This window comes from Schaalia hyovaginalis (assembly GCF_014208035.1).
Taxonomy (GTDB): Bacteria; Actinomycetota; Actinomycetes; order Actinomycetales; family Actinomycetaceae; genus Pauljensenia; species Pauljensenia hyovaginalis.
This window is the reverse complement of the sequence record NZ_JACHMK010000001.1, coordinates 1,724,724-1,742,363: the sequence shown is the minus strand read 5'-3', so window position 1 is coordinate 1,742,363 and position 17,640 is coordinate 1,724,724. Positions and strand designations below refer to the sequence as shown.

Genomic DNA, 17,640 nt, shown 5'->3' with positions numbered 1-17,640 from the left:
CTCATCGATGGATCTTCGCAACATCCTAAGACCAATCGTCCCTCCTCAAGCCCGACATGGGATAGCGAGTACGATCGGGAGGGTCGTGGCCGCCAGGCATGCCCGCTTCAGGAGGAAGGATTCTAAGATGACTGCTCTCACCGGCGATTGCGCCCTCGCCCCGGAATCGATCGACGCCCTGCGCGCCTCGAGCGCCGATCCCGCGGCGCGTCTCGCCCGCAACGCGGTGACCGTGAGCGGGATCGACAAGGCGAGCGTGGATCGCGAGCGCGTCATCGCCACCCCGAGCGTGGTCTCCCACAAACTCGACACCTGGAAGGTCACCGCGCAGAAGAAGTCGGGCCGGTGCTGGTTGTTCTCCTCCCTCAATCTCCTGCGTTCGAGCGCCCGGGTGAAGCTCGGGGTCAAGGACTTCGAGTTCTCGCAGAACTACGTGTTCTTCTGGGACAAGCTCGAGCGGGCCAACTGGTTCCTCACCGACGTCATCGCGACCGCGGGTGAGCCCCTCGACGGGCGCCTCCTCCAGTTCCTGCTCGCCGATGTCCTCGGCGACGGCGGCCAATGGGACATGGCGGTCTCCCTCTACCTCAAGCACGGGCTCGTCCCCAAGGAGGCGATGCCCGAGACGGAGGCCTCCTCGAATTCGCACCGGATGAACACCCAGCTCCAGGTCCTCCTGCGCCGGTCGGCCCTCGAGCTCCGCGGGCTCGTCGCGTCGGGCGCAGCCGAGGACGAGGTCGGGGCCGCGAAGGCGGAGGTCCTGAAGAAGGTCTGGCGGATCCTCGTCATCAGCCTCGGCGAACCGCCCCGATCCTTCGACTGGGAGTGGCGCGACGACGAGGGCGCCTTCCACCGCGAGGGCGAGCTCACGCCGCTCGAGTTCGCTGAGAAGTACGCGGGGATCGACCTCGCCGATTACGTGTGCCTCGTCGACGATCCGCGCCCCGAGCATCCCAAGGGCGCGGCCCTGACGGTCGATCATCTCGGCAATGTCGTCGGCGGCCGCCAGATCCGCTACATCAACGCCGACATCGCCGAGATCAAGCGGCTCGCCGCCCGCGCGATCGCCGAGGGCGAGCCCGTCTGGTTCGGCGCCGACGTCCTCCAGCAGTCCGAGCGCGATGCGGGCCTCCTCGTCGCGGGCGTCCACGACTATTCGGGGCTCTTCGGGGTCGATCTGACCACCACGAAGGAGCAGCGCCTGCGCACGGGTGAATCCGCGATGAACCACGCGATGCTCTTCACCGGCGTCGACATCGCCGAGGACGGGTCGACGCGCCGCTGGCGCGTCGAGAACTCCTGGGGGGAGGATGCGGGCGAGAAGGGCTACTTCACGATGGATGACGCGTGGTTCGACGACTACGTCTTCGAGGTCGTCGTCCGCGCTTCGGCCCTGCCCGAGGATCTGAGGCCGGCGTTGGACGCCGAGCCGATCCATCTGCCCGCCTGGGATCCGATGGGCACTCTCGCCTGATCCTTCTCGCCGGGGCCGTGCGCCCCTTCGGCGGGGTCATGCCCGTCGAGGGCGTGCGGAGGGTTTTGATTTCACGGGCGACGAAGGAGGCCGCATGACCGTTCGACCGATCGTGGTGATGGGGGAGGAGGTCCTCCACCGTCCGGCCGCGCCCGTGACCGCCTTCGACGGGGCTCTTCGCGGACTCGTCCGCGACATGTTCGACACGATGCGGGCCGCCCCGGGAGTCGGTTTGGCGGCGCCCCAGATCGGCGTCGACGCCCGGGTCTTCGTCTGGAGTTACGGCGGGCTCCACCCCTTCGACGGGGAATACGGTCCCGCCCTGGGGATGACGATCCCCTCGCCGTCGAGCGGGGCGGTCATCAATCCGCACCTCGAACTCGACTGGAAGGGGGTGGAGCTTCTGCCCGAGCGGCTCGATCTCGAGCGCGAGCACGAGGGATGTCTGTCCTTCCCGGGGTACCAGTATCCGATCAGGCGCGCGCCCCGGGCCGTCCTTGAAGGATTCGACATCGATGGCGGGCCGATCCGCATTGAGGCCGTCGCGTGGCTTGCGCGGATCTTCCAGCACGAGTACGGGCATCTCCTCGGGGAGCTCTACATTGATCGTCTGGCGGGGCCGTGGGCGGACGAGGCCGCAGTGCAGGCCCGCATCCGGGGATGGGGGCGTCCGGGCGTCTCATGGATGCCCGGATCTGAGGGATGAGACGCGCTCCGGCCCGTCGTCCGAATGCTCGCGCATCCGAATGACGGGCCGGAGTCTGGCGCTCAAGGGCCGGGATCTGGATCTCAGCCGGCGCGGCGGCGCAGCGCCACGGCTCCCAGGCCGGCCAGGAGGCCCGCAGCGAGGATCAGGCCCATCGCGTCGCTACCGGTGTTCGCCAGCGCCGCGCCCTTGCCCTTGCCGGGCGTGACGGCTCCGGGGGCCGGTGTGGGCGCCGGCGCCTTGACCGTTAGCGCCACTTCGGCTGCGGCGCCCGTCGAGGCGTCGGTGAGGATCACCTTGTGCGCGCTCGGTGCGGTCTCCTTCGGGACCGCGAAGGTGAAGACCACGGTGCCCTTGGCGTCGGCCTTCGTCTTGCCGATCGTGAAGGGATCGGAGTGGAGGACGGCTTCGATCTCGTGATCGGCTTCGAAACCGGTGCCCGTGACGGTGACGGTGGCGCCCGCGACGACCTCGGGCGCATCGATGACCGCAGTCGGTCCGTCCTGGGGTCCGGGCTCGGGCTCGGGAAGCGGGCCGGGCGTGAGCGACCAGTTGGCGACGAAGAAGTCCTTCGGATCGATCGTGCCGGAGGCCTGAGCCGAATCGATGAGGAGCTGGCGGATTTCGACGAGCTCGTTGTAGACGATCGGAGCAGCCGTCACGTGCGGGTATCCGCCGCCGCCGGACTGGCGGTAGTTGTTGATCGTCATGACGAACCTCTGGTCGGCCGTCACGGGGGCACCGTTCCAGGCGAGGTCGACGATGCGTTCGCCCACGGGCTTCGTCACGTCGATCGTGTAGGTCACGCCGGTCAGGGCGTCGTAGTTGTAATCGGGAACGGGCTTGCCCTCGAACACGGCGTTGAGATCCGTGTCCGGATTCAGCGTCGCTCCGGACTCGAGCTGCTTGAAGTACTTCGCGGAGTACTCCAGGTAGTCCTTGATCTGGGAGCCGGTGACCTCGACGCCCAGGAGGGTGTTGTCGTAGATGTACAGGCCCGCGATGTCCTTGATCGAGACCGGGCCCTTCGGGAACACGGCGTCCTTGGAGAAGGGGGAGACCTGGGCGATCACCGGGAGGCCTTCAGCGGCGGTGCCCTTGACGCCCGCGCGGACCGCGTCCTCCATGTTCGTGCCGATGAAGTCGAGGATGGCGGTGTCCTCGTAGCGGGCGGTGCCTGCGGGCATCTGCTCCGTCGCGTTGGCGACGACCGTCTTGACGTAGCCCACGGTGTCGGCGTGATCGGTGCTGAGCACCGGGTCCTTCATGAGGGCGTCGCAGGCGGTGCCGCTCGCGGCATGCGCGTGACCCAGGAGGCGACCGTAGCGTCGACGTCAGTCGTCGGCCAGGCGACGGAGGCCCTGTCCTGCGCATCGAAGACGAGGGGCAGTGAGATCTCGGGCAGGGAGGAGGAGAAGTACTTCGGCTGCGTGACGATGAGGGGCTCGACGTTCGGCGTGTGGGTCACCTTCACCGGTTCGTCCTTGTGGGTGTGCCCGATGACGAGGAGGTCGATGTCATCGACCTGAGTCGAGAGGAACTGGGCCGTGTCCTCGTCGAGTGCGGAGGCATCCCAGGCGGTCGACTGCCCCATGCCGGTGTGCGCGAGGACGACGATGATATCGGCGCCGGCCTCCTTCATCTGCGGGACGTACTCGCGGGCGACCTCCGTCGGGTCGCGGAACTCGAGGGTCCCCTCGACGTTCGCCTTGTCCCAGATCCTCACTCCCGGGGTGACCAGGCCGAGGACGCCGATCGTGACCGGTTTGCCCGCAACGGTCTTCTCGATGAGCTCGTAGGGCTCGAAGTAGGGCTCCGTCGTCCCTGGCGCCACGGCATTGGCGTTCAGGGCGGGGGAGTCGAGGTCGCGCATGTACTTCGCGAGGGTGTCGAGGCCGTAGTTGAATTCGTGATTGCCGAGGGCGTTGGCGTCGTAGCCCAGGCGGTTGAAGGCCTGCGCCATGGGGTGGATCGGATCCCCGGTGAGCTTCGCGGGCTGCTTCGCCGCGAGGTAGGTCAGGGGCGAGCCCTGAATCGCGTCGCCGTTGTCGACGAGGAGCACGGACTCGGCCCCCTGCTTCGCGCGGACATCCTCGATCGCGGAGCAGACGTTCGCGAGGCCGACTTCCTTGCCCGCCGCGGGAGCCGAATCCTTGAAGTAGTCCCAGTTGTAGACCCGGCCGTGGACGTCCGTGGTCGCGAGGACCGTGAGGGTCCCGGTGTCCCCCTCGGCCGCGTGAGCGGGTGCGGATACCGGCAGTACGGTGAGTGCGAGGGCCGACGCGAGTGCGAGCGGCAGCACTGAGCGTTTCTGCAAAGAAGTCATCCTTGATCCTTTACATGTTGATGGTCCCGGAGTGAAGAACCGGGATTGGGAAGGATATCGCTCCCAGGGCTTACTTCGAAATCGTTTCGCAGAATCCGTCCTGTGGGGCGCGTCACCAAACGTTGTGAGTCCTCAACCTTCTTGCTGTGCAAGAGGGGGAGCACCGCCCTCGAAAAGCACGGGAATGCGGGGTGGACGCCGACGCGCCCGCCCCGCATCACGCATCATTCCGCGTTCAGGACGCGATCTTCTCCCGGATCACGATGTCCATGATCCGCAGGTTCATGACGATGAACTTGCCGAGCTGATAGATCTTGTTTCTGCGATGCCGCAGCGTCGAGGGCATGGGCAGGGGCGCCCGCCCGATCCGCTCCTGCTGCTCGGGGTCGAGCTCCTCGATCGAGACTCTCTTGTCGCTCATGATTCCTCCTTCGATGATCACTCGGGGATCAGGGGCCACCCCGGCCGGGCCTTCGCCTTGTAGATGAACAGGTGATGGAGCATGTACTTGATCCAGTGCCCGAACAGGCCGATCTCGCCGCGCGTGTGATAGGGGTGCCGCCCGGTGAGCGGGTACTTCTCGGGGTTCGGCACGATCGGGTACATGATCATGGCCGCAGCCGAACCGTTCAGGAGGTTCGCGCCGGTGGAGGCGACGCGGGAGGCGCCCATTTCGGTCATCGAGGCACGGCGGGGCGGGCGCTTCTTGCCCTTGATGCGGTCCGCGATCGTCTCGGCGACGGCGCGGGCGATCGTCCCTGAGGGCTGGCCGGTGCGCGGGGGAGCGGGGGCGATCGGCGTGCCCTTCGCGTTCTTGCGCGGCTTGGAGATCTGGTGCGGCGGGGCGAAGGCGATGCCCGCGGCGAACATGTTCGGGTAGCTCGGGTTCTGGTAGGTCTCCGGCCAGTCCTCCGGCGCCCATTGGGACCAATGGCCCATTTTCGCCTTCGTGAACCGTGAGAATCGCACGACTCCGCGCATTCGGGCGGGCGCGTGTCCGCGACGTAAGTCCCGATCGTGCCTTCTTCGATCCCGCCTGCTGAGGAGGCCCCTGCCCCGGGAGCACAGGCGGGCGCGATTCCGCCGAGTGGCATTGCGCTCAGTTCCAAAAGCGCCCCGCCTGCCCGAGTCTCGGCCTGCGAGGCCGGAGTCCCGAGCGAATCAGCGGCGGGCCCATCGCGCCGCGGGGATGAAGCGGGATACGGCGGCGAACATGCGGGAATCGAAGGACTCAGTCCTCAATCGTGCTCAGCCACGACGGGTTCACAGCGATTCCTTCAACGACGGATTCTTTCCGATACGGGCCGAGGGAATCGATGGTGAGGAGGCTCTCCTTGCGTCCGTTCGCCCAGTCGTAGCGGGCGAGTTCCAGAACCTGACCGGGATCCTCCCCGTAGTCGAGGGCATAGGCGTAGTTCCTCGTCACGTGGAAGCTCTGGGGCCAGAAGTCGGGGCCGCTGTTCGTCGCCGTGAAGGCCTGGCGGGCGACGGTGCTGTCCAGGTCGACGACGAATCCTCTGCCGTCGAAGAGGACGACATAGGCGGTGTTGCCGTCTTGGAGGAATTCGGGATTCGTGAGGTCGTCGGCTCGCAGGCTGAGGGGGATCCCATCCGCATCAACCCACGGCACGACGGAGCGCGTTCCGTCGGCGAGGTCCCAGATGATGAATGCGGGGGAGCCCTGTTTGCGCTTGTCCCGCTCCTCGGGTGCCGGATGCGCCTCGAGGCGCCGGAAACCGGGGAAGTAGACCCGATCCCCCCGGCAGGCGATGTGCTTCGAGCCGCTGAAGCTCTGCTCGTCCAGGGGCGCGCTCGCGAGCACCTTCACGGGCTCATCGGGGTCTGAGGGGAGGAGCTCGGCGAGGAACTGGTAGTGGGTCCCCTCTTCGGCGGTGATGTCAGGAGGCAGGTGCGCGATCGCTTCATCCCTGAGGGAGGGCGCCCACGACGTTTCCCCGATCATGAAGAAGCGGTCGTCGCAGTAGCCGAAGTTGGTGAACACTCCGGGCGCTTCGACCCCGACGAATCCTTTTGAGTCGCCGTGGACGAGATACTGGATGAAGTCGGTGCCGTTGCCGCCCTCGTTGTAGAAGGCCGTGTAGCCGCCGTCGTCCGGGTGGGGGTAGCGATCGAGTTCGCGGTACTGATGGCGGCGCTCCCGGCGATGGAGTCCCGAGTCGTCGACGAACCCTTCGTGATCGGGCATGCCGAAGTACAGGCCGTCCTCGGTCCACAGGGGAGTCGCGTACTCCATGATCCCCGTTTCGCTCACGCGCGCCTCGCCCTTCTCATTCACGAGGGCGAGGTATCCCTTCGTCCCCTCGCCGTAAAGGGGAGCGACCCTGCCGCTGAGCTGGATCGCGAGAACCGCATCGTCGAGGGCGAAGTCCTTGTCGGAAACGCCGATCAGTGCACCGGCTTCGATTGTCGAGGAGCTTTGAGCGTTGCCCGGATCGCTCGCGGAAAGCAGGGGCGTGCAGGCGCCCGCGAGGCCGAGGGTGCTCAGGATGAGAAGGGGGAGAAGGGCGCGTGCGTTCCTTGTCATCTAGCGGCCTCTATCGCACTTCCCAGTTCTGTTTCGTATAGGGAGAGTCCTCGATGTCGTAGGGAAGGATTAATCTCGGAAGAAGCTCGCTCCCATCGAGATCGACTCCGGTGGTTCGCAGATAGGCGAGCCAGACGAGTTGCGAGCATGTGAGTGAGTTCGGATTGGTGTCTCTCGGGCTGACCATGTTTGGAACAGTGTCGAGCAGTTTCAGTGAAGGATAACGGTATCCTCGGAGATTCGTGTAGGCGTAGTCGGCGGCGAGGTTCTGAGCGTGCTGGCTCAATGTTGTTTCAAAGAGCTTCGTGCCGGATGGACCTGCGATTTCGTTCGTGTAGTGCCAATTGCTGAGGGTGCCGGGCCCGCTCGCCTCGACGACCCAGTAGGTGTCGCCGTAGATCCCGGTATGCCCGTGATTGAAGATGTGAGTCGCAGGGCTGATATAGATGTCGCCCTTGTAATAGGAATCCGGAAGTTTGGGGTATGCTGCGCGTGTCTGGATGCCGCCTGAATCGCTGGGCGCTTGTCCGTCGATGGATTGGCGCATCGCTTCATCGTTGAGGCGAGTTTCCTCAATGATCTGTTCAAGGTATTCATCGGGCGCGTAACCGAATTTCTCGGCCTGCTTCGCGAATACGTCGATAAGAAACTCTCTTGATGCCTGCTTCATCTCGGGATAAAGCTCGATCAATTCCTGATACAAATCGCGATCTTCGGCGCTCGTTGGTGGAGTGATGCCGGTAATGCTGAGAAGGGAAAGGGCTGCCACTGTTATTGTTTTGAAGAGAATTCGGTTCATCATTGAGCCTCTCAATCAATGGACGGGGAGCTGATATTCAATACCGGGGAGTTTTCTGAAGGTGTCGAAGATATTTGGAAAAGTGCGAGTCCGGGAGTTCGCGGGGGTGTTGATCGTGAAGATTCTTTAGCGTGATTGCGCGGGTGCGTTGCCGGTCGCTTCTTCTACGGCCCTCCGCATCGCCTCGTCGTTCTCGCGAGTCTCCCTGATCACGACTTGCAGATAGTCCTCGGTCGTCATCCCCACTTTCGCAGCATATTCCGAGAATGCCGCGACTAGCCTCTCTCGTGGCATCTCCGTCATTTCGGGGTAGAGCTCGATCAGCTCGTCGATGGTGCTCTGAGCGACACCGTCGATAGTGCTCTGGGGAGTGTCGGCGGAACTCTGAGCAGAACTTTGAACGGCGTCATCCTTCGGGGCCGCGGGGGAGCAGGCGCCGATGGTCAGGGCGATGGAGGCGAGGCCGAAAGTGAGGAGGAGCATCGGCCTGGGCGCTGAAGAACGGGACATCATCGTCTCCTTGACTCTTCAATGGAAGGGCGTCTCCGGCAGGCTATCAAAAACTTCCAATGCTCGGAAGAACCCGCAGGGGCCCTGCGCGCACTCTGCTTCGCATGGGACCGCATCCTCGGGTGGCGAAATCAGTGCACCTCGAAGCCCAGGGAACGGAAGTACTCGCGCACCTCTTCGGTCGCCTCCGGCGTCGGGGGCTTCGTCTCCTCCAACTCGTACTTCAGCTCCAAGGACCGCCACTTGTCGCGGCCCATCTGATGGAAGGGGAGCACCTCGACCCGGTCGATCACGTTCTTCCACGCGGAGATGATCCGGCCGATCGCCTCGATGTTCTCCTTCGCGTCGGTGAGCCCGGGGACCAGGACGAAACGGATCCACACGCGCGTCGTTCCGCGAGCCGCGAGACGGTCTCCGAAATCGATCGTCGGTTGGAGCCGACCGGAAGTGACGCGGTGATAGGTATCGGGATCTCCGGACTTCACGTCGAGGAGGACGAGGTCGAGATCGTCGAGCATCGCGTCGTCGCAGTTCGCGCCCAGGAACCCGGAGGTGTCGAGGCAGGTGTGGACGCCCATCTCCTTCGCGCCCCGCAGGATCTTGCGCACGAATTCGGGTTGCATCATGGCCTCGCCGCCCGACAGGGTCAGGCCTCCGCCCGTCGCCTTGAAGATGCGGCGGTAGCGCTTGATGCGCGAGAGGATCTCCCCCGTCTCGACAGGCGTTCCGTCCTTCATGAGGAAGGTGTCGGGATTGTGGCAGTACAGGCAGCGCAGGCCGCAGCCGTTGAGGAAGACCGTCAGACGCGTTCCGGGGCCGTCGACAGCGGTGACGAGCTCCCAGGAGTGGACCGAGCCGAGGTCGCCCTCGTGCATCTTGCGGAGCCGCTCGGAGCGCTCGACATCGGTGAGCTCGGCGAGCCCGGCGACGCCCTGGCCCGAGGTGCGGCCGACGGGCGCGTCGAAATCCTGATCCCGCCGTTGAGGCGCATTCGGATCGAGGGGCAGCGGAACGATGCTCGACCCGTCGCCGAGGGGGATGGCGGTCGATGCGGTGCTCATGGGGTCCTTAGGGGGAGAAGAGGGGAGGCGCAGCGCGCGGGGCGCAGGAGGATCCTGCGCCCCGCGGCGATGAGTGCCGACCGGGGCCGGCGCCCTCGGCTCAGGCCGAGTGGTGGAAGGTGCGCGAGAGCACGTCGAGCTGCTGCTCGCGGGTGAGCTTGACGAAGTTCACCGCGTAGCCGGAAACGCGGACCGTGAGGTTCGGGTACTTCTCGGGGTGCTCGATGGCGTCCTCGAGGGTGGAACGGTCGAGGACGTTGATGTTCGCGTGGTAGAGGCCGTCGGTGACGCCGCGCTCGGTGCGCGCCGCGCGCATATCGGCGAGTCGCTCTTCGTAGGTCTTGGTTGCCATTTTTCGGATACTCCTTTGCGAGGTGGGGCGGATTCGGCGGGGGAGGGTCCGTCCGTCCCCCGCCTGGGATCGATCAGAGGGAGGCGCTGACGGAGCAGGATTCGTCGGGGACGAAGCCCGCGTCGAGGATGCCGACGAGGTTGGTGATCTGCTCTTCCTTCGTGCGGCCCAGGCCGGACGGAGTGATCGTATTCGTCAGCGAAATGCCGTCGAGCGCGTCGTTGTAGTCGAGCTTGCCGACCGAGAGCATGGAGGCGACCATGCCGTGCGTGTCGATGCCATTCTCCGGGTTCGCGCCGGGGGCGAAGGGGGTGCCCGCCTTGTGGCCCGAGGGGAAGGCACCGGTGGCCTTGCCGTAGACGACGTTCGAGGTGATCGTGAGGACCGACTGGGTCGGGATCGCATCGCGGTACATCGGGATGGCGCGGATCTTCGACATGATCGTGTGGACGATCGTCGCGGCGATGTCGTCGGCGCGGTCGTCGTCATTGCCGTAGGTCGGGAACTCGCCCTCGGTCACGTAGTCGACGACCAGCCCGGTCTCGTCGCGCACCGGCGTGACCTTCGCGTACTTGATGGCCGCGAGGGAGTCGGCGACGATCGACAGGCCCGCGATGCCGCAGCCCATGGTCCGGATGATCTCCGAATCGTGGAGCGCCATTTCGATCGACTCGTAGGCGTAGCGGTCGTGGCAGTAGTGGATGATGTTGAGGGCCTCGACGTAGGTGCCGACGACCCAGTCGAGCATGTCCTCGTACTTCGCCCAGACCTCGTCGAAATCGAGGGGGCCGTCGCCCAAGACGGGCTCGTAGCCGGTCATGATCTGCTTGCCGCTCATCTCATCGCGCCCGCCGTTGATGGCGTAGAGGAGGGCCTTGGCGGCGTTGACGCGGGCTCCGAAGAACTGCATCTGCTTGCCGACCTTCATCGGGGAGACGCAGCACGCGATCGCCGCGTCGTCGCCCCAGTGCTCGCGGATCTGCGGGTCGGACTCGTACTGGATCGACGAGGTCTCGATCGAGATCGCCGCGCAGAACTCCTTGTAGCCCTTCGGCAGGTTCTCATCCCAGAAGATCGTGATGTTCGGCTCGGGGGCCGGGCCGAGGTTGCGCAGCGTCTGGAGGAGGCGGAAGGAGGTCTTCGTGACGAGGGTGCGGCCGTCGTCGCCGAAGCCGGCGTCCGACCAGGTCGCCCAGTAGGGGTCGCCGGAGAAGATCTGGTCGTAGTCGATCGTGCGGAGGAATCGCGTGATGCGGAGCTTGATGACGAGGGCGTCGATGATCTCCTGGGCGTCGGACTCGGTGATGAGACCGGCGGCGAGGTCGCGCTCGAAGTAGACGTCGAAGAAGGCGGAGAGGCGGCCGATCGACATCGCGGCGCCGTCCTGCGACTTCACGGAGGCGAGGTAGCCGAAGTAGGTCCACTGGACCGCTTCCTTCGCGGTCTTCGCGGGCCCGGAGATGTCGAAGCCGTAGTCGGCGGCCATCTTCTTGAGCTTCTTGAGGGCCTTGATCTGCTCGGAGTGCTCCTCGCGGTAGCGCGCCCAGTGCTCGGAGAAGGGCTGGTCCGCGTAGCGGTCCTTGTCCTGCTGCTTCCACTCGATGAGCTGATCGACGCCGTAGAGGGCGACGCGGCGGTAGTCGCCGATGATGCGCCCGCGGCCGTAGGCGTCGGGCAGGCCGGTGATGATGTGGGAGGAGCGGGCGGCGCGGATGCGCGGCGTGTAGATGTCGAAGACCGCGTCGTTGTGGGTCTTGCGGTACTGGGTGAAGATCTTCTTGACCTCGGGGTCGACCTCCTTGCCGGCCTCCTTGATCGCGGTCTCGACCATGCGCCATCCGCCGTTGGGCATCATGGCGCGCTTGAGGGGCGCATCGGTCTGGAGGCCCACGATGACGTCGTCGTCGGCGCAGATGTAGCCGGGCTTGAAGGCGTCGATGTCGGCGGGGGTGTGGGTGTCGACGTCGAGGATGCGGACCTTGCGCTCTTCGGCGAGGAACTCCTTCTCGAGGGTGTCCCAGACGCGCAGCGTCTTGTCGGTGGGGCCGGCGAGGAAGGCCGCGTCGCCTTCATAGGGGGTGTAGTTGCGCTGGATGAAGTCGCGGACGTCGACCTCCTTCGCCCAGTTTCCGGTTGCGAAGCCCTCCCAGGCCTCGGGTGCGGGGACGGAAGGAGCGGTCTGCTCTGTCGTCATCATTCCTTCTCTCGATTGTTCCGAATTCCCGGTGTGCGGGTCCGGTCCTGGATGATTCTCCAACTCATGCCGGTGGGCACCTGCTTCGATTCTCGTACCATCTTCAAGCAATTGCCATGCTCATCGCCTGAATCGGCCTATGCGGCTTCTCACAGGCGACGAAAGCAGGCGGCCCAGGACTTTAGGGCCAGGACTTTGGTCCCTTCCCGCTTTCGTCCGCGCGCCTCCCGCTGAGGATCGCCCAGGGCCGGGCGGCGGATCTGATCCGTGGAAGCGCCGGGCCTTCCGACGCCGCGCCGCCTATGCTCTAAGACGCTCAGCCAATCCGCATGACGACCTCTTCAAGGAGCCCTCGTGACCCAGTCCCTCCCAGAGCTTCAAATCGGGGTGCTCGGCGCCGGAACCGTCGGATCGCAGGTCATCCGGATCCTTAGTGAACAGGCGGAGGACTTCGCGGCCCGGGCCGGAGCGCGCATGAGCGTCTCGAGCATCCTCGTGCGCGATCTCGGAGCCGAACGCGACGAGGCCATCGACCGGGACCTGCTCACCACCGACCCGGACGAGGCGATCCTCGGCAAGGACATTGTCGTCGAACTCATCGGCGGCATCGAACCCGCCCGCACCCTCGTCCTGTCCGCACTCGACAAGGGCATCAGCGTCGTGACGGGCAACAAAGCCCTGCTGGCGGCGCACGGCCCCGAGCTCTACAGCGCGGCGGCGGCCTCCGGAGCGGACCTCTACTATGAGGCGGCGGTGGCCGGCGCCGTCCCCGTCGTCTACGGCCTGCGCGAATCCCTGGCCGGCGACCGCATCACCAAGGTCGTGGGCATCGTTAACGGGACGACCAACTTCATCCTCGATGCCATGGCCACCCGGGGACTCGGCTACGCCGAGGCCCTCGCGCAGGCCCAGGAGCTCGGCTTCGCCGAAGCGGACCCCTCCGCCGACGTCGAAGGCCTCGACGCCGCGGCGAAATGCGCGATCCTCGCCTCCCTCGCCTTCCACACGCGAGTCGGCATCGACGACGTCGACGTCGAGGGCATCACGAGGATCACCCCCGCGGACATGTCCGAGGCCGCCTACTTCAACCGCGCGATCAAACTCCTCGCCATCGCCGAAAGGCGGATCGGCGAGGACGGGGTCGAAGGCGTCGCCATGCGCGTCCACCCCGCCCTCGTCCCCGTGGACTCCCCCCTGGCGAGCGTCGACGGCGCCTTCAATGCCATCGTCGTCGAAGGCGAATACGCCGGGCGGCTCATGTTCTACGGGCAGGGGGCCGGCGGCGCCCCGACCGCCTCCGCCGTCCTGTCCGACCTCGTCGCCGCCGCGCACCACCGGGTCTACGGCGGGCACGCGCCGCGCGAGTCCGTGTACGCCCACCTGCCGATCCTCGACCCGGGGACCACCAGGACCCGCTATCAGATCAGGATGGCCGTTGAGGACCGTCTCGGAGTCCTCTCCGATGTGGCCGGGATTTTCGCGCGGCACGGCGTCTCGATCCAATCGGTCCATCAGCGCGACGACGAGGTCCCCGGCACCTGCATCATCGTCGCCACCACGCATCTGGCGCGCGAAGCGGACCTCAAGGCCGTCGTGAAGGCCCTGGCCCACTCCGAGGCGGTCCGCGAGGTCACCAGCGCGATCCGCGTCGAAGAGGAGTGACGCCGTGCAGCTCCGCGATGACTTCGTCGCCGTCGCCGTCCCCGCGACGAGCGCCAACCTCGGCCCGGGATTCGACTCGATGGGCATGGCCCTGGACCTCTGGGACGAGATCTCCGTTCACGCCACTGCAGGCGGTCCCACCTCCGTCGTCGTCGAGGGCGAGGGCGCGGGCGGAGTGGGGGAGGGGGAGGACAATCTCGTCGTCCAGGCGCTCCGCCTCGCCCTCGATCGCGTCGGGGCCCCCCAAGTGGGCATTCGAATGCACTGCCGAAACCGGATCCCGCACTCGCGGGGCCTGGGATCCTCCGCTTCGGCGATCGTCGCGGGCATCGCGCTCGCACGGGCCCTCATCGGCGATCCCGATGTGCTCACGCCGCAGGAGATCCTCGAGCTCGGCACCGACATGGAGGGCCATCCGGACAACGTCGCGCCCGCAGTCCTCGGCGGAGCGACCGTCGCATGGCTCGAGGAGGGCCGACCGGGGGCGCTGCGCCTCGATCCCCCCAACGGCATCTCCCCGGTCGTCTTCGTCCCGGAGTACGAACTGCCGACCTCCACAGCGCGCGCCGCGCTGAAGGACGAGCTCGCGCGCACGGACGCGATCTACAACCTCTCCCGCGCGGCGCTCCTCGCCGCCCTCATGACGGGCGCGCGAACGGCGGCGGACGGCGCCTCCTTCCACGACCTCCTCATGAATGCGACGCGGGACCGCCTCCACCAGGAGCATCGCCGGAGCGCGATGGAGCCCTCCCTCGCCCTCGTCGACTGGCTGCGCGCCGGCGGAATGGCCGCAGTCGTCTCCGGCGCGGGCCCCTCGGTGCTCAGCCTGGAGCAGGTGCCCGCAAGCGTGCGGCACGACGCTCAGGCCGCGGGATGGCGGGTCCTCACGCTTCCGGTCGCGACCGAGGGCGTGCGGATCACCCGGGGGCGCCTGGCGCCGCGGAAGGGCTGAAGCCCGCCCGATCGGCGCCGGACGGGCCCCGGGCACCCCTGTGACTGAGAGCGCATCCCGGGGATTCCGCCCCATTGCGCCCATCGGGCGATCATCGCGCTATACTCGCCGCAGAGGTCGTTCGACCCCGCCGAATCATGGCACCATGCGCCACGAGATCTCATCGCCGCGCATCCCCTCCCCGCGCACCGCGCATTCCATCGGGAGACCGTATCTCCGCCCCGAGCGGGCGACCCATCCAGTAGAGGATCATTCTTGAGCAACGAACAAGGCGCCCAAGCTTCCATGACGGAGCTTAAGAGCATGAAGCTGGCCGAACTCCACAAGCTCGCGTCAAGCCGGGGTCTCAAGGGCACGTCGAAAATGCGCAAGTCCGAGCTCATCGACGCGCTCGCCGCGCAAGGCGGAGCCCCGCGACCGGCCCAGGCCGCCTCCGAGCGCAAGGCCCGCGCCCCCAAGGCCTCCGCCGACGAGAGGCCGGGCTCTCCAGCCGACGCCCAGCCGCAGCCCGCGGATTCACCCCGGCGCGAAGACCGATCCGCCGCCGAGGACGAGCGCGCGGAGGCCCCCCGCAAGTCGCGCAGGCGCCGCGCGGTGATCGAGACCAAGGAGCCCTCGGCCCTCGCGATCGACCTGCCCGAACCGGTGGGGAGCAGCGAGCGCCCGGCGGCGCAGCAGGCCCAGGCGCCCGTCAAGGAACTCGGGGCGATCGAACTGCCCGAGGGCGACGATTCCGAGGATCGCGGCCGCAACCGCCGCGATCGCAACAGCCGCAGGCGCAACCGCGACCGCCCCGATCGCCAGGACCGCTCCGAGCGCAACGGGCGCAACAACCGTCGCGATCGTTACCGCGACGAGCGCCCGGATCGCGCCGATCGCGACGAGGCCGTCCGCGAGGACGAGCAGCTCGCGCCGATCGCGGGCATCCTCGACGTCCAGGACAACCACGCCTTCGTCCGGACTTCGGGCTACCTGCCCGGTCCGAACGACGTCTACGTCACCCTCGGCAACGTGCGCCGTTGGGGCCTGCGCCCGGGCGACGCCGTCGCGGGCGCGGTCCGCCAGCCCCGCGAGGGCGAGCGCCAGCGCCAGAAGTACAACGCGCTCGTGCGCGTCGACTCCGTCAACGGGATGTCGATCGAGGACGCCCAGGCCCGACGGGAATTCGGCAAGCTCACGCCGATCTACCCGAGCGAGCAGCTGCGCCTGGAGACCTCGGCCAAGGCCTACACGCCTCGCGTCATCGACCTCGTCGCCCCGATCGGCAAGGGGCAGCGCGGTCTCATCGTCTCCCCGCCCAAGGCCGGCAAGACGATGGTGATCCAGCAGATCGCCAAGGCGATCGAGCTCAACAACCCCGAAGTCCACCTCATGGTCGTCCTCGTCGACGAGCGGCCCGAAGAGGTCACCGACATGCGCTCGATCGTCAAGGGCGAGGTCATCGCCTCGACCTTCGACCGCCCGGCCTCGGATCACACCATCGTCGCCGAACTCGCGATCGAGCGCGCCAAGCGCCTCGTCGAGCTCGGCCAGGACGTCGTCGTGCTCCTCGACTCCCTCACCCGTCTGTCGCGCGCCTACAACCTCGCGGCTCCCGCATCGGGACGCATCCTCTCGGGCGGCGTCGACGCCTCGGCGCTCTACCCGCCCAAGAAGTTCTTCGGCGGCGCCCGCAACCTCAAGGAGGGCGGCTCCCTCACGATCATCGCCTCGGCGCTCGTCGAGACGGGATCGAAGATGGACGAGGTGATCTTCGAGGAGTTCAAGGGCACCGGCAACATGGAACTGCGCCTGTCCCGCCAGCTCGCCGACCGCAGGATCTTCCCCGCGATCGACGTCAACGCCTCGGGCACGCGCCGCGAGGAGATGCTCTTCGGCCCCGAGGAGCTCCGCATCATGTGGAAGCTCCGCCGCGTCCTGGGCACCCTCGACCAGCAGTCGGCCCTCGAGCTCATCCTCGAGAAGCTCAAGGACACCCAGTCGAACGCCGAGTTCCTCATGCTCGTCCAGAAGACGACGCCGAGCGTGGACTGATCAGAGCAACGAGGATCGGGTCCCCATCCATTCGCGGATGGGGACCCGGTCTTGAAAACGGAGCGGAGGGCTGCGGATGAGGCGGGTCGCGAGAGCATCGGACGCCGAGATCGCCATTATGGCGGCGAAGGAGGCCTCGCGCGTGCTCCTCGAGCGTGAGGGGGCGCCGCACGAGCGGATCTTCAAAGGCGGTGGGGACTTCGCTACCGAGGCCGACGTCGCCGCCGAGCGCGCCGCGCTGGCCCTGCTCCGTGAATGCAGGCCGGACGACGCGGTGATCGCCGAGGAGTCGGGCTGGAGCGGGCCGAGGGAGGCTGAGCGAGTATGGATGCTCGATCCCCTGTGCGGAACGTTGAACTATGCCTCGCGGACGGGACCCTATGGCGTCAATGTCGCGCTGACGAAGGGGGACGAGGTTCTGGCGGCTGCTGTCAGCGAGCCCTTGTACGACCGTGTCATTTGGACTGACGGTTCTGCTGTCCTCATCGGATGCGGCGATGAGGAGGCCCCCGCCTCGCCCTCGCCCGAGTCGCGGGTGGTGGAGATTCTCATGGACGCCCAGGATCCGGATGCTCGGGGGTTCTCTCTCGCTCGATTTTGGAGATCCTCGGCTTTCGACACTCTGAATCCGAGGTACGTGGGCACGGGGATCTCACTGGCGTGGGTGGCCGCGGGGCTGCGCGCCGGCTTCGTCATCGCGGGAGATCGCGCGGCGAGCGTCCACTTCTCCGCGGGCATCGGCCTGTGCCGCGCGGCCGGCTGCATCATGTCGGGGCTGATGGGAGAGGATCTTCACCTCGCCAACAGCGGGATAGTGTGCGCGGCCGACGGGCGGACCTACGACGCGCTGATGAACGGGATCGGCGAGCAGTTTCAATCCGGCCCCGTTGATCCCCCGGTACGCTGACATCGGCCAAGACCCGACGGCGCCACCGCTCTTCATGCGTCGGAATCGGGCTCGTCCGTTGACGCCCCGCCCCGGCAGTCGCGCGTCTCACGCTTTCGCAGGCGCCGCCGCGTGGACC

The 17,640-nt window shown here is 66.7% G+C and carries 16 protein-coding genes; 6 read left to right on the top strand and 10 right to left on the bottom strand.

What is annotated here, in order from left to right:
* The first annotated feature begins 127 nt into the window (after nt 1-127).
* Together HD592_RS07655 and HD592_RS07650 are read left to right on the top strand one after the other, a co-directional pair.
* Complete coding sequence (locus HD592_RS07655) at nt 128-1,474, top strand: C1 family peptidase (RefSeq protein ID WP_184453051.1); 1,347 nt, start codon at nt 128-130, stop codon at nt 1,472-1,474.
* A gap of 94 nt (nt 1,475-1,568) precedes the next feature.
* The gene (locus tag HD592_RS07650) at nt 1,569-2,180 is read left to right on the top strand and encodes a peptide deformylase (RefSeq protein ID WP_184453049.1); all 612 of its coding nucleotides are present in this window, start codon (nt 1,569-1,571) and stop codon (nt 2,178-2,180) included.
* Between the two features lie 83 nt (nt 2,181-2,263).
* On the opposite strand, the gene HD592_RS07645 is transcribed toward HD592_RS07650, so the two are convergent.
* The 10 genes from HD592_RS07645 to pflB all read right to left on the bottom strand — a co-directional run bounded on the left by HD592_RS07645 (nt 2,264) and on the right by pflB (nt 11,967).
* Nucleotides 2,264-3,436: a 5'-nucleotidase C-terminal domain-containing protein gene (locus tag HD592_RS07645; protein ID WP_221437849.1), complete on the bottom strand. Its 1,173-nt coding sequence runs from the start codon at nt 3,434-3,436 to the stop codon at nt 2,264-2,266.
* Between the two features lie 8 nt (nt 3,437-3,444).
* Entirely contained in the window at nt 3,445-4,506 is a 1,062-nt protein-coding gene (locus HD592_RS07640) for a metallophosphoesterase (protein WP_184453045.1), read from the bottom strand.
* A 235-nt stretch (nt 4,507-4,741) separates the two neighbouring features.
* Nucleotides 4,742-4,927: a hypothetical protein gene (locus HD592_RS07635; protein ID WP_154477245.1), complete on the bottom strand. Its 186-nt coding sequence runs from the start codon at nt 4,925-4,927 to the stop codon at nt 4,742-4,744.
* 17 nt (nt 4,928-4,944) lie between these two features.
* Nucleotides 4,945-5,445, bottom strand: a complete 501-nt coding sequence (locus HD592_RS07630) for an NAD(P)/FAD-dependent oxidoreductase (RefSeq protein ID WP_184453043.1) — start codon at nt 5,443-5,445, stop codon at nt 4,945-4,947.
* A gap of 292 nt (nt 5,446-5,737) precedes the next feature.
* Nucleotides 5,738-7,051, bottom strand: a complete 1,314-nt coding sequence (locus HD592_RS07625; RefSeq protein WP_184453041.1) for a hypothetical protein — start codon at nt 7,049-7,051, stop codon at nt 5,738-5,740.
* A gap of 10 nt (nt 7,052-7,061) precedes the next feature.
* Nucleotides 7,062-7,853 carry a hypothetical protein gene (locus HD592_RS07620; RefSeq protein ID WP_184453039.1) on the bottom strand — a complete coding sequence of 264 codons (792 nt, stop codon included), beginning with the start codon at nt 7,851-7,853 and terminating at the stop codon, nt 7,062-7,064.
* 123 nt (nt 7,854-7,976) lie between these two features.
* The gene (locus HD592_RS07615) at nt 7,977-8,363 is read right to left on the bottom strand and encodes a hypothetical protein (protein ID WP_184453037.1); all 387 of its coding nucleotides are present in this window, start codon (nt 8,361-8,363) and stop codon (nt 7,977-7,979) included.
* A 128-nt stretch (nt 8,364-8,491) separates the two neighbouring features.
* Nucleotides 8,492-9,421 (bottom strand): pyruvate formate-lyase-activating protein, encoded by a 930-nt coding sequence (pflA, locus tag HD592_RS07610; RefSeq protein WP_184453035.1) that lies wholly within the window; start codon nt 9,419-9,421, stop codon nt 8,492-8,494.
* A gap of 100 nt (nt 9,422-9,521) precedes the next feature.
* Nucleotides 9,522-9,773 carry an autonomous glycyl radical cofactor GrcA2 gene (gene grcA2 / locus HD592_RS07605; RefSeq protein WP_154477258.1) on the bottom strand — a complete coding sequence of 84 codons (252 nt, stop codon included), beginning with the start codon at nt 9,771-9,773 and terminating at the stop codon, nt 9,522-9,524.
* A 73-nt stretch (nt 9,774-9,846) separates the two neighbouring features.
* Entirely contained in the window at nt 9,847-11,967 is a 2,121-nt protein-coding gene (gene pflB / locus HD592_RS07600; RefSeq protein ID WP_184454561.1) for a formate C-acetyltransferase, read from the bottom strand.
* Nucleotides 11,968-12,321: 354 nt separating this feature from the next.
* On the opposite strand from pflB, the gene HD592_RS07595 reads away from it, so the two are divergent.
* The 4 genes from HD592_RS07595 (at nt 12,322) to HD592_RS07580 (ending at nt 17,522) form a co-directional block, all read left to right on the top strand.
* Nucleotides 12,322-13,629 carry a homoserine dehydrogenase gene (locus tag HD592_RS07595; RefSeq protein WP_184453033.1) on the top strand — a complete coding sequence of 436 codons (1,308 nt, stop codon included), beginning with the start codon at nt 12,322-12,324 and terminating at the stop codon, nt 13,627-13,629.
* Nucleotides 13,630-13,633: 4 nt separating this feature from the next.
* Nucleotides 13,634-14,581, top strand: coding sequence for a homoserine kinase (thrB, locus tag HD592_RS07590; protein WP_184453031.1), 948 nt, complete (start codon nt 13,634-13,636; stop codon nt 14,579-14,581).
* Between the two features lie 285 nt (nt 14,582-14,866).
* Nucleotides 14,867-16,615 carry a transcription termination factor Rho gene (gene rho / locus HD592_RS07585; RefSeq protein WP_184453029.1) on the top strand — a complete coding sequence of 583 codons (1,749 nt, stop codon included), beginning with the start codon at nt 14,867-14,869 and terminating at the stop codon, nt 16,613-16,615.
* Nucleotides 16,616-16,691: 76 nt separating this feature from the next.
* The gene (locus HD592_RS07580) at nt 16,692-17,522 is read left to right on the top strand and encodes an inositol monophosphatase family protein (protein WP_184453027.1); all 831 of its coding nucleotides are present in this window, start codon (nt 16,692-16,694) and stop codon (nt 17,520-17,522) included.
* The last annotated feature ends 118 nt before the right edge of the window (nt 17,523-17,640 follow it).

What these genes read in the sequence shown, in the direction of transcription:
- HD592_RS07655 (WP_184453051.1), top strand. Translation starts at nt 128, where the DNA reads ATGACTGCTCTCACCGGCGATTGCGCCCTCGCCCCGGAATCGATCGAC.
- HD592_RS07650 (WP_184453049.1), top strand. Translation starts at nt 1,569, where the DNA reads ATGACCGTTCGACCGATCGTGGTGATGGGGGAGGAGGTCCTCCACCGT.
- HD592_RS07640 (WP_184453045.1), bottom strand. Translation starts at nt 4,506, where the DNA reads ATGACTTCTTTGCAGAAACGCTCAGTGCTGCCGCTCGCACTCGCGTCG.
- HD592_RS07635 (WP_154477245.1), bottom strand. Translation starts at nt 4,927, where the DNA reads ATGAGCGACAAGAGAGTCTCGATCGAGGAGCTCGACCCCGAGCAGCAG.
- HD592_RS07630 (WP_184453043.1), bottom strand. Translation starts at nt 5,445, where the DNA reads ATGGGCCATTGGTCCCAATGGGCGCCGGAGGACTGGCCGGAGACCTAC.
- HD592_RS07625 (WP_184453041.1), bottom strand. Translation starts at nt 7,051, where the DNA reads ATGACAAGGAACGCACGCGCCCTTCTCCCCCTTCTCATCCTGAGCACC.
- HD592_RS07620 (WP_184453039.1), bottom strand. Translation starts at nt 7,853, where the DNA reads ATGATGAACCGAATTCTCTTCAAAACAATAACAGTGGCAGCCCTTTCC.
- HD592_RS07615 (WP_184453037.1), bottom strand. Translation starts at nt 8,363, where the DNA reads ATGATGTCCCGTTCTTCAGCGCCCAGGCCGATGCTCCTCCTCACTTTC.
- pflA (WP_184453035.1), bottom strand. Translation starts at nt 9,421, where the DNA reads ATGAGCACCGCATCGACCGCCATCCCCCTCGGCGACGGGTCGAGCATC.
- grcA2 (WP_154477258.1), bottom strand. Translation starts at nt 9,773, where the DNA reads ATGGCAACCAAGACCTACGAAGAGCGACTCGCCGATATGCGCGCGGCG.
- pflB (WP_184454561.1), bottom strand. Translation starts at nt 11,967, where the DNA reads ATGACGACAGAGCAGACCGCTCCTTCCGTCCCCGCACCCGAGGCCTGG.
- rho (WP_184453029.1), top strand. Translation starts at nt 14,867, where the DNA reads ATGACGGAGCTTAAGAGCATGAAGCTGGCCGAACTCCACAAGCTCGCG.
- HD592_RS07580 (WP_184453027.1), top strand. Translation starts at nt 16,692, where the DNA reads ATGAGGCGGGTCGCGAGAGCATCGGACGCCGAGATCGCCATTATGGCG.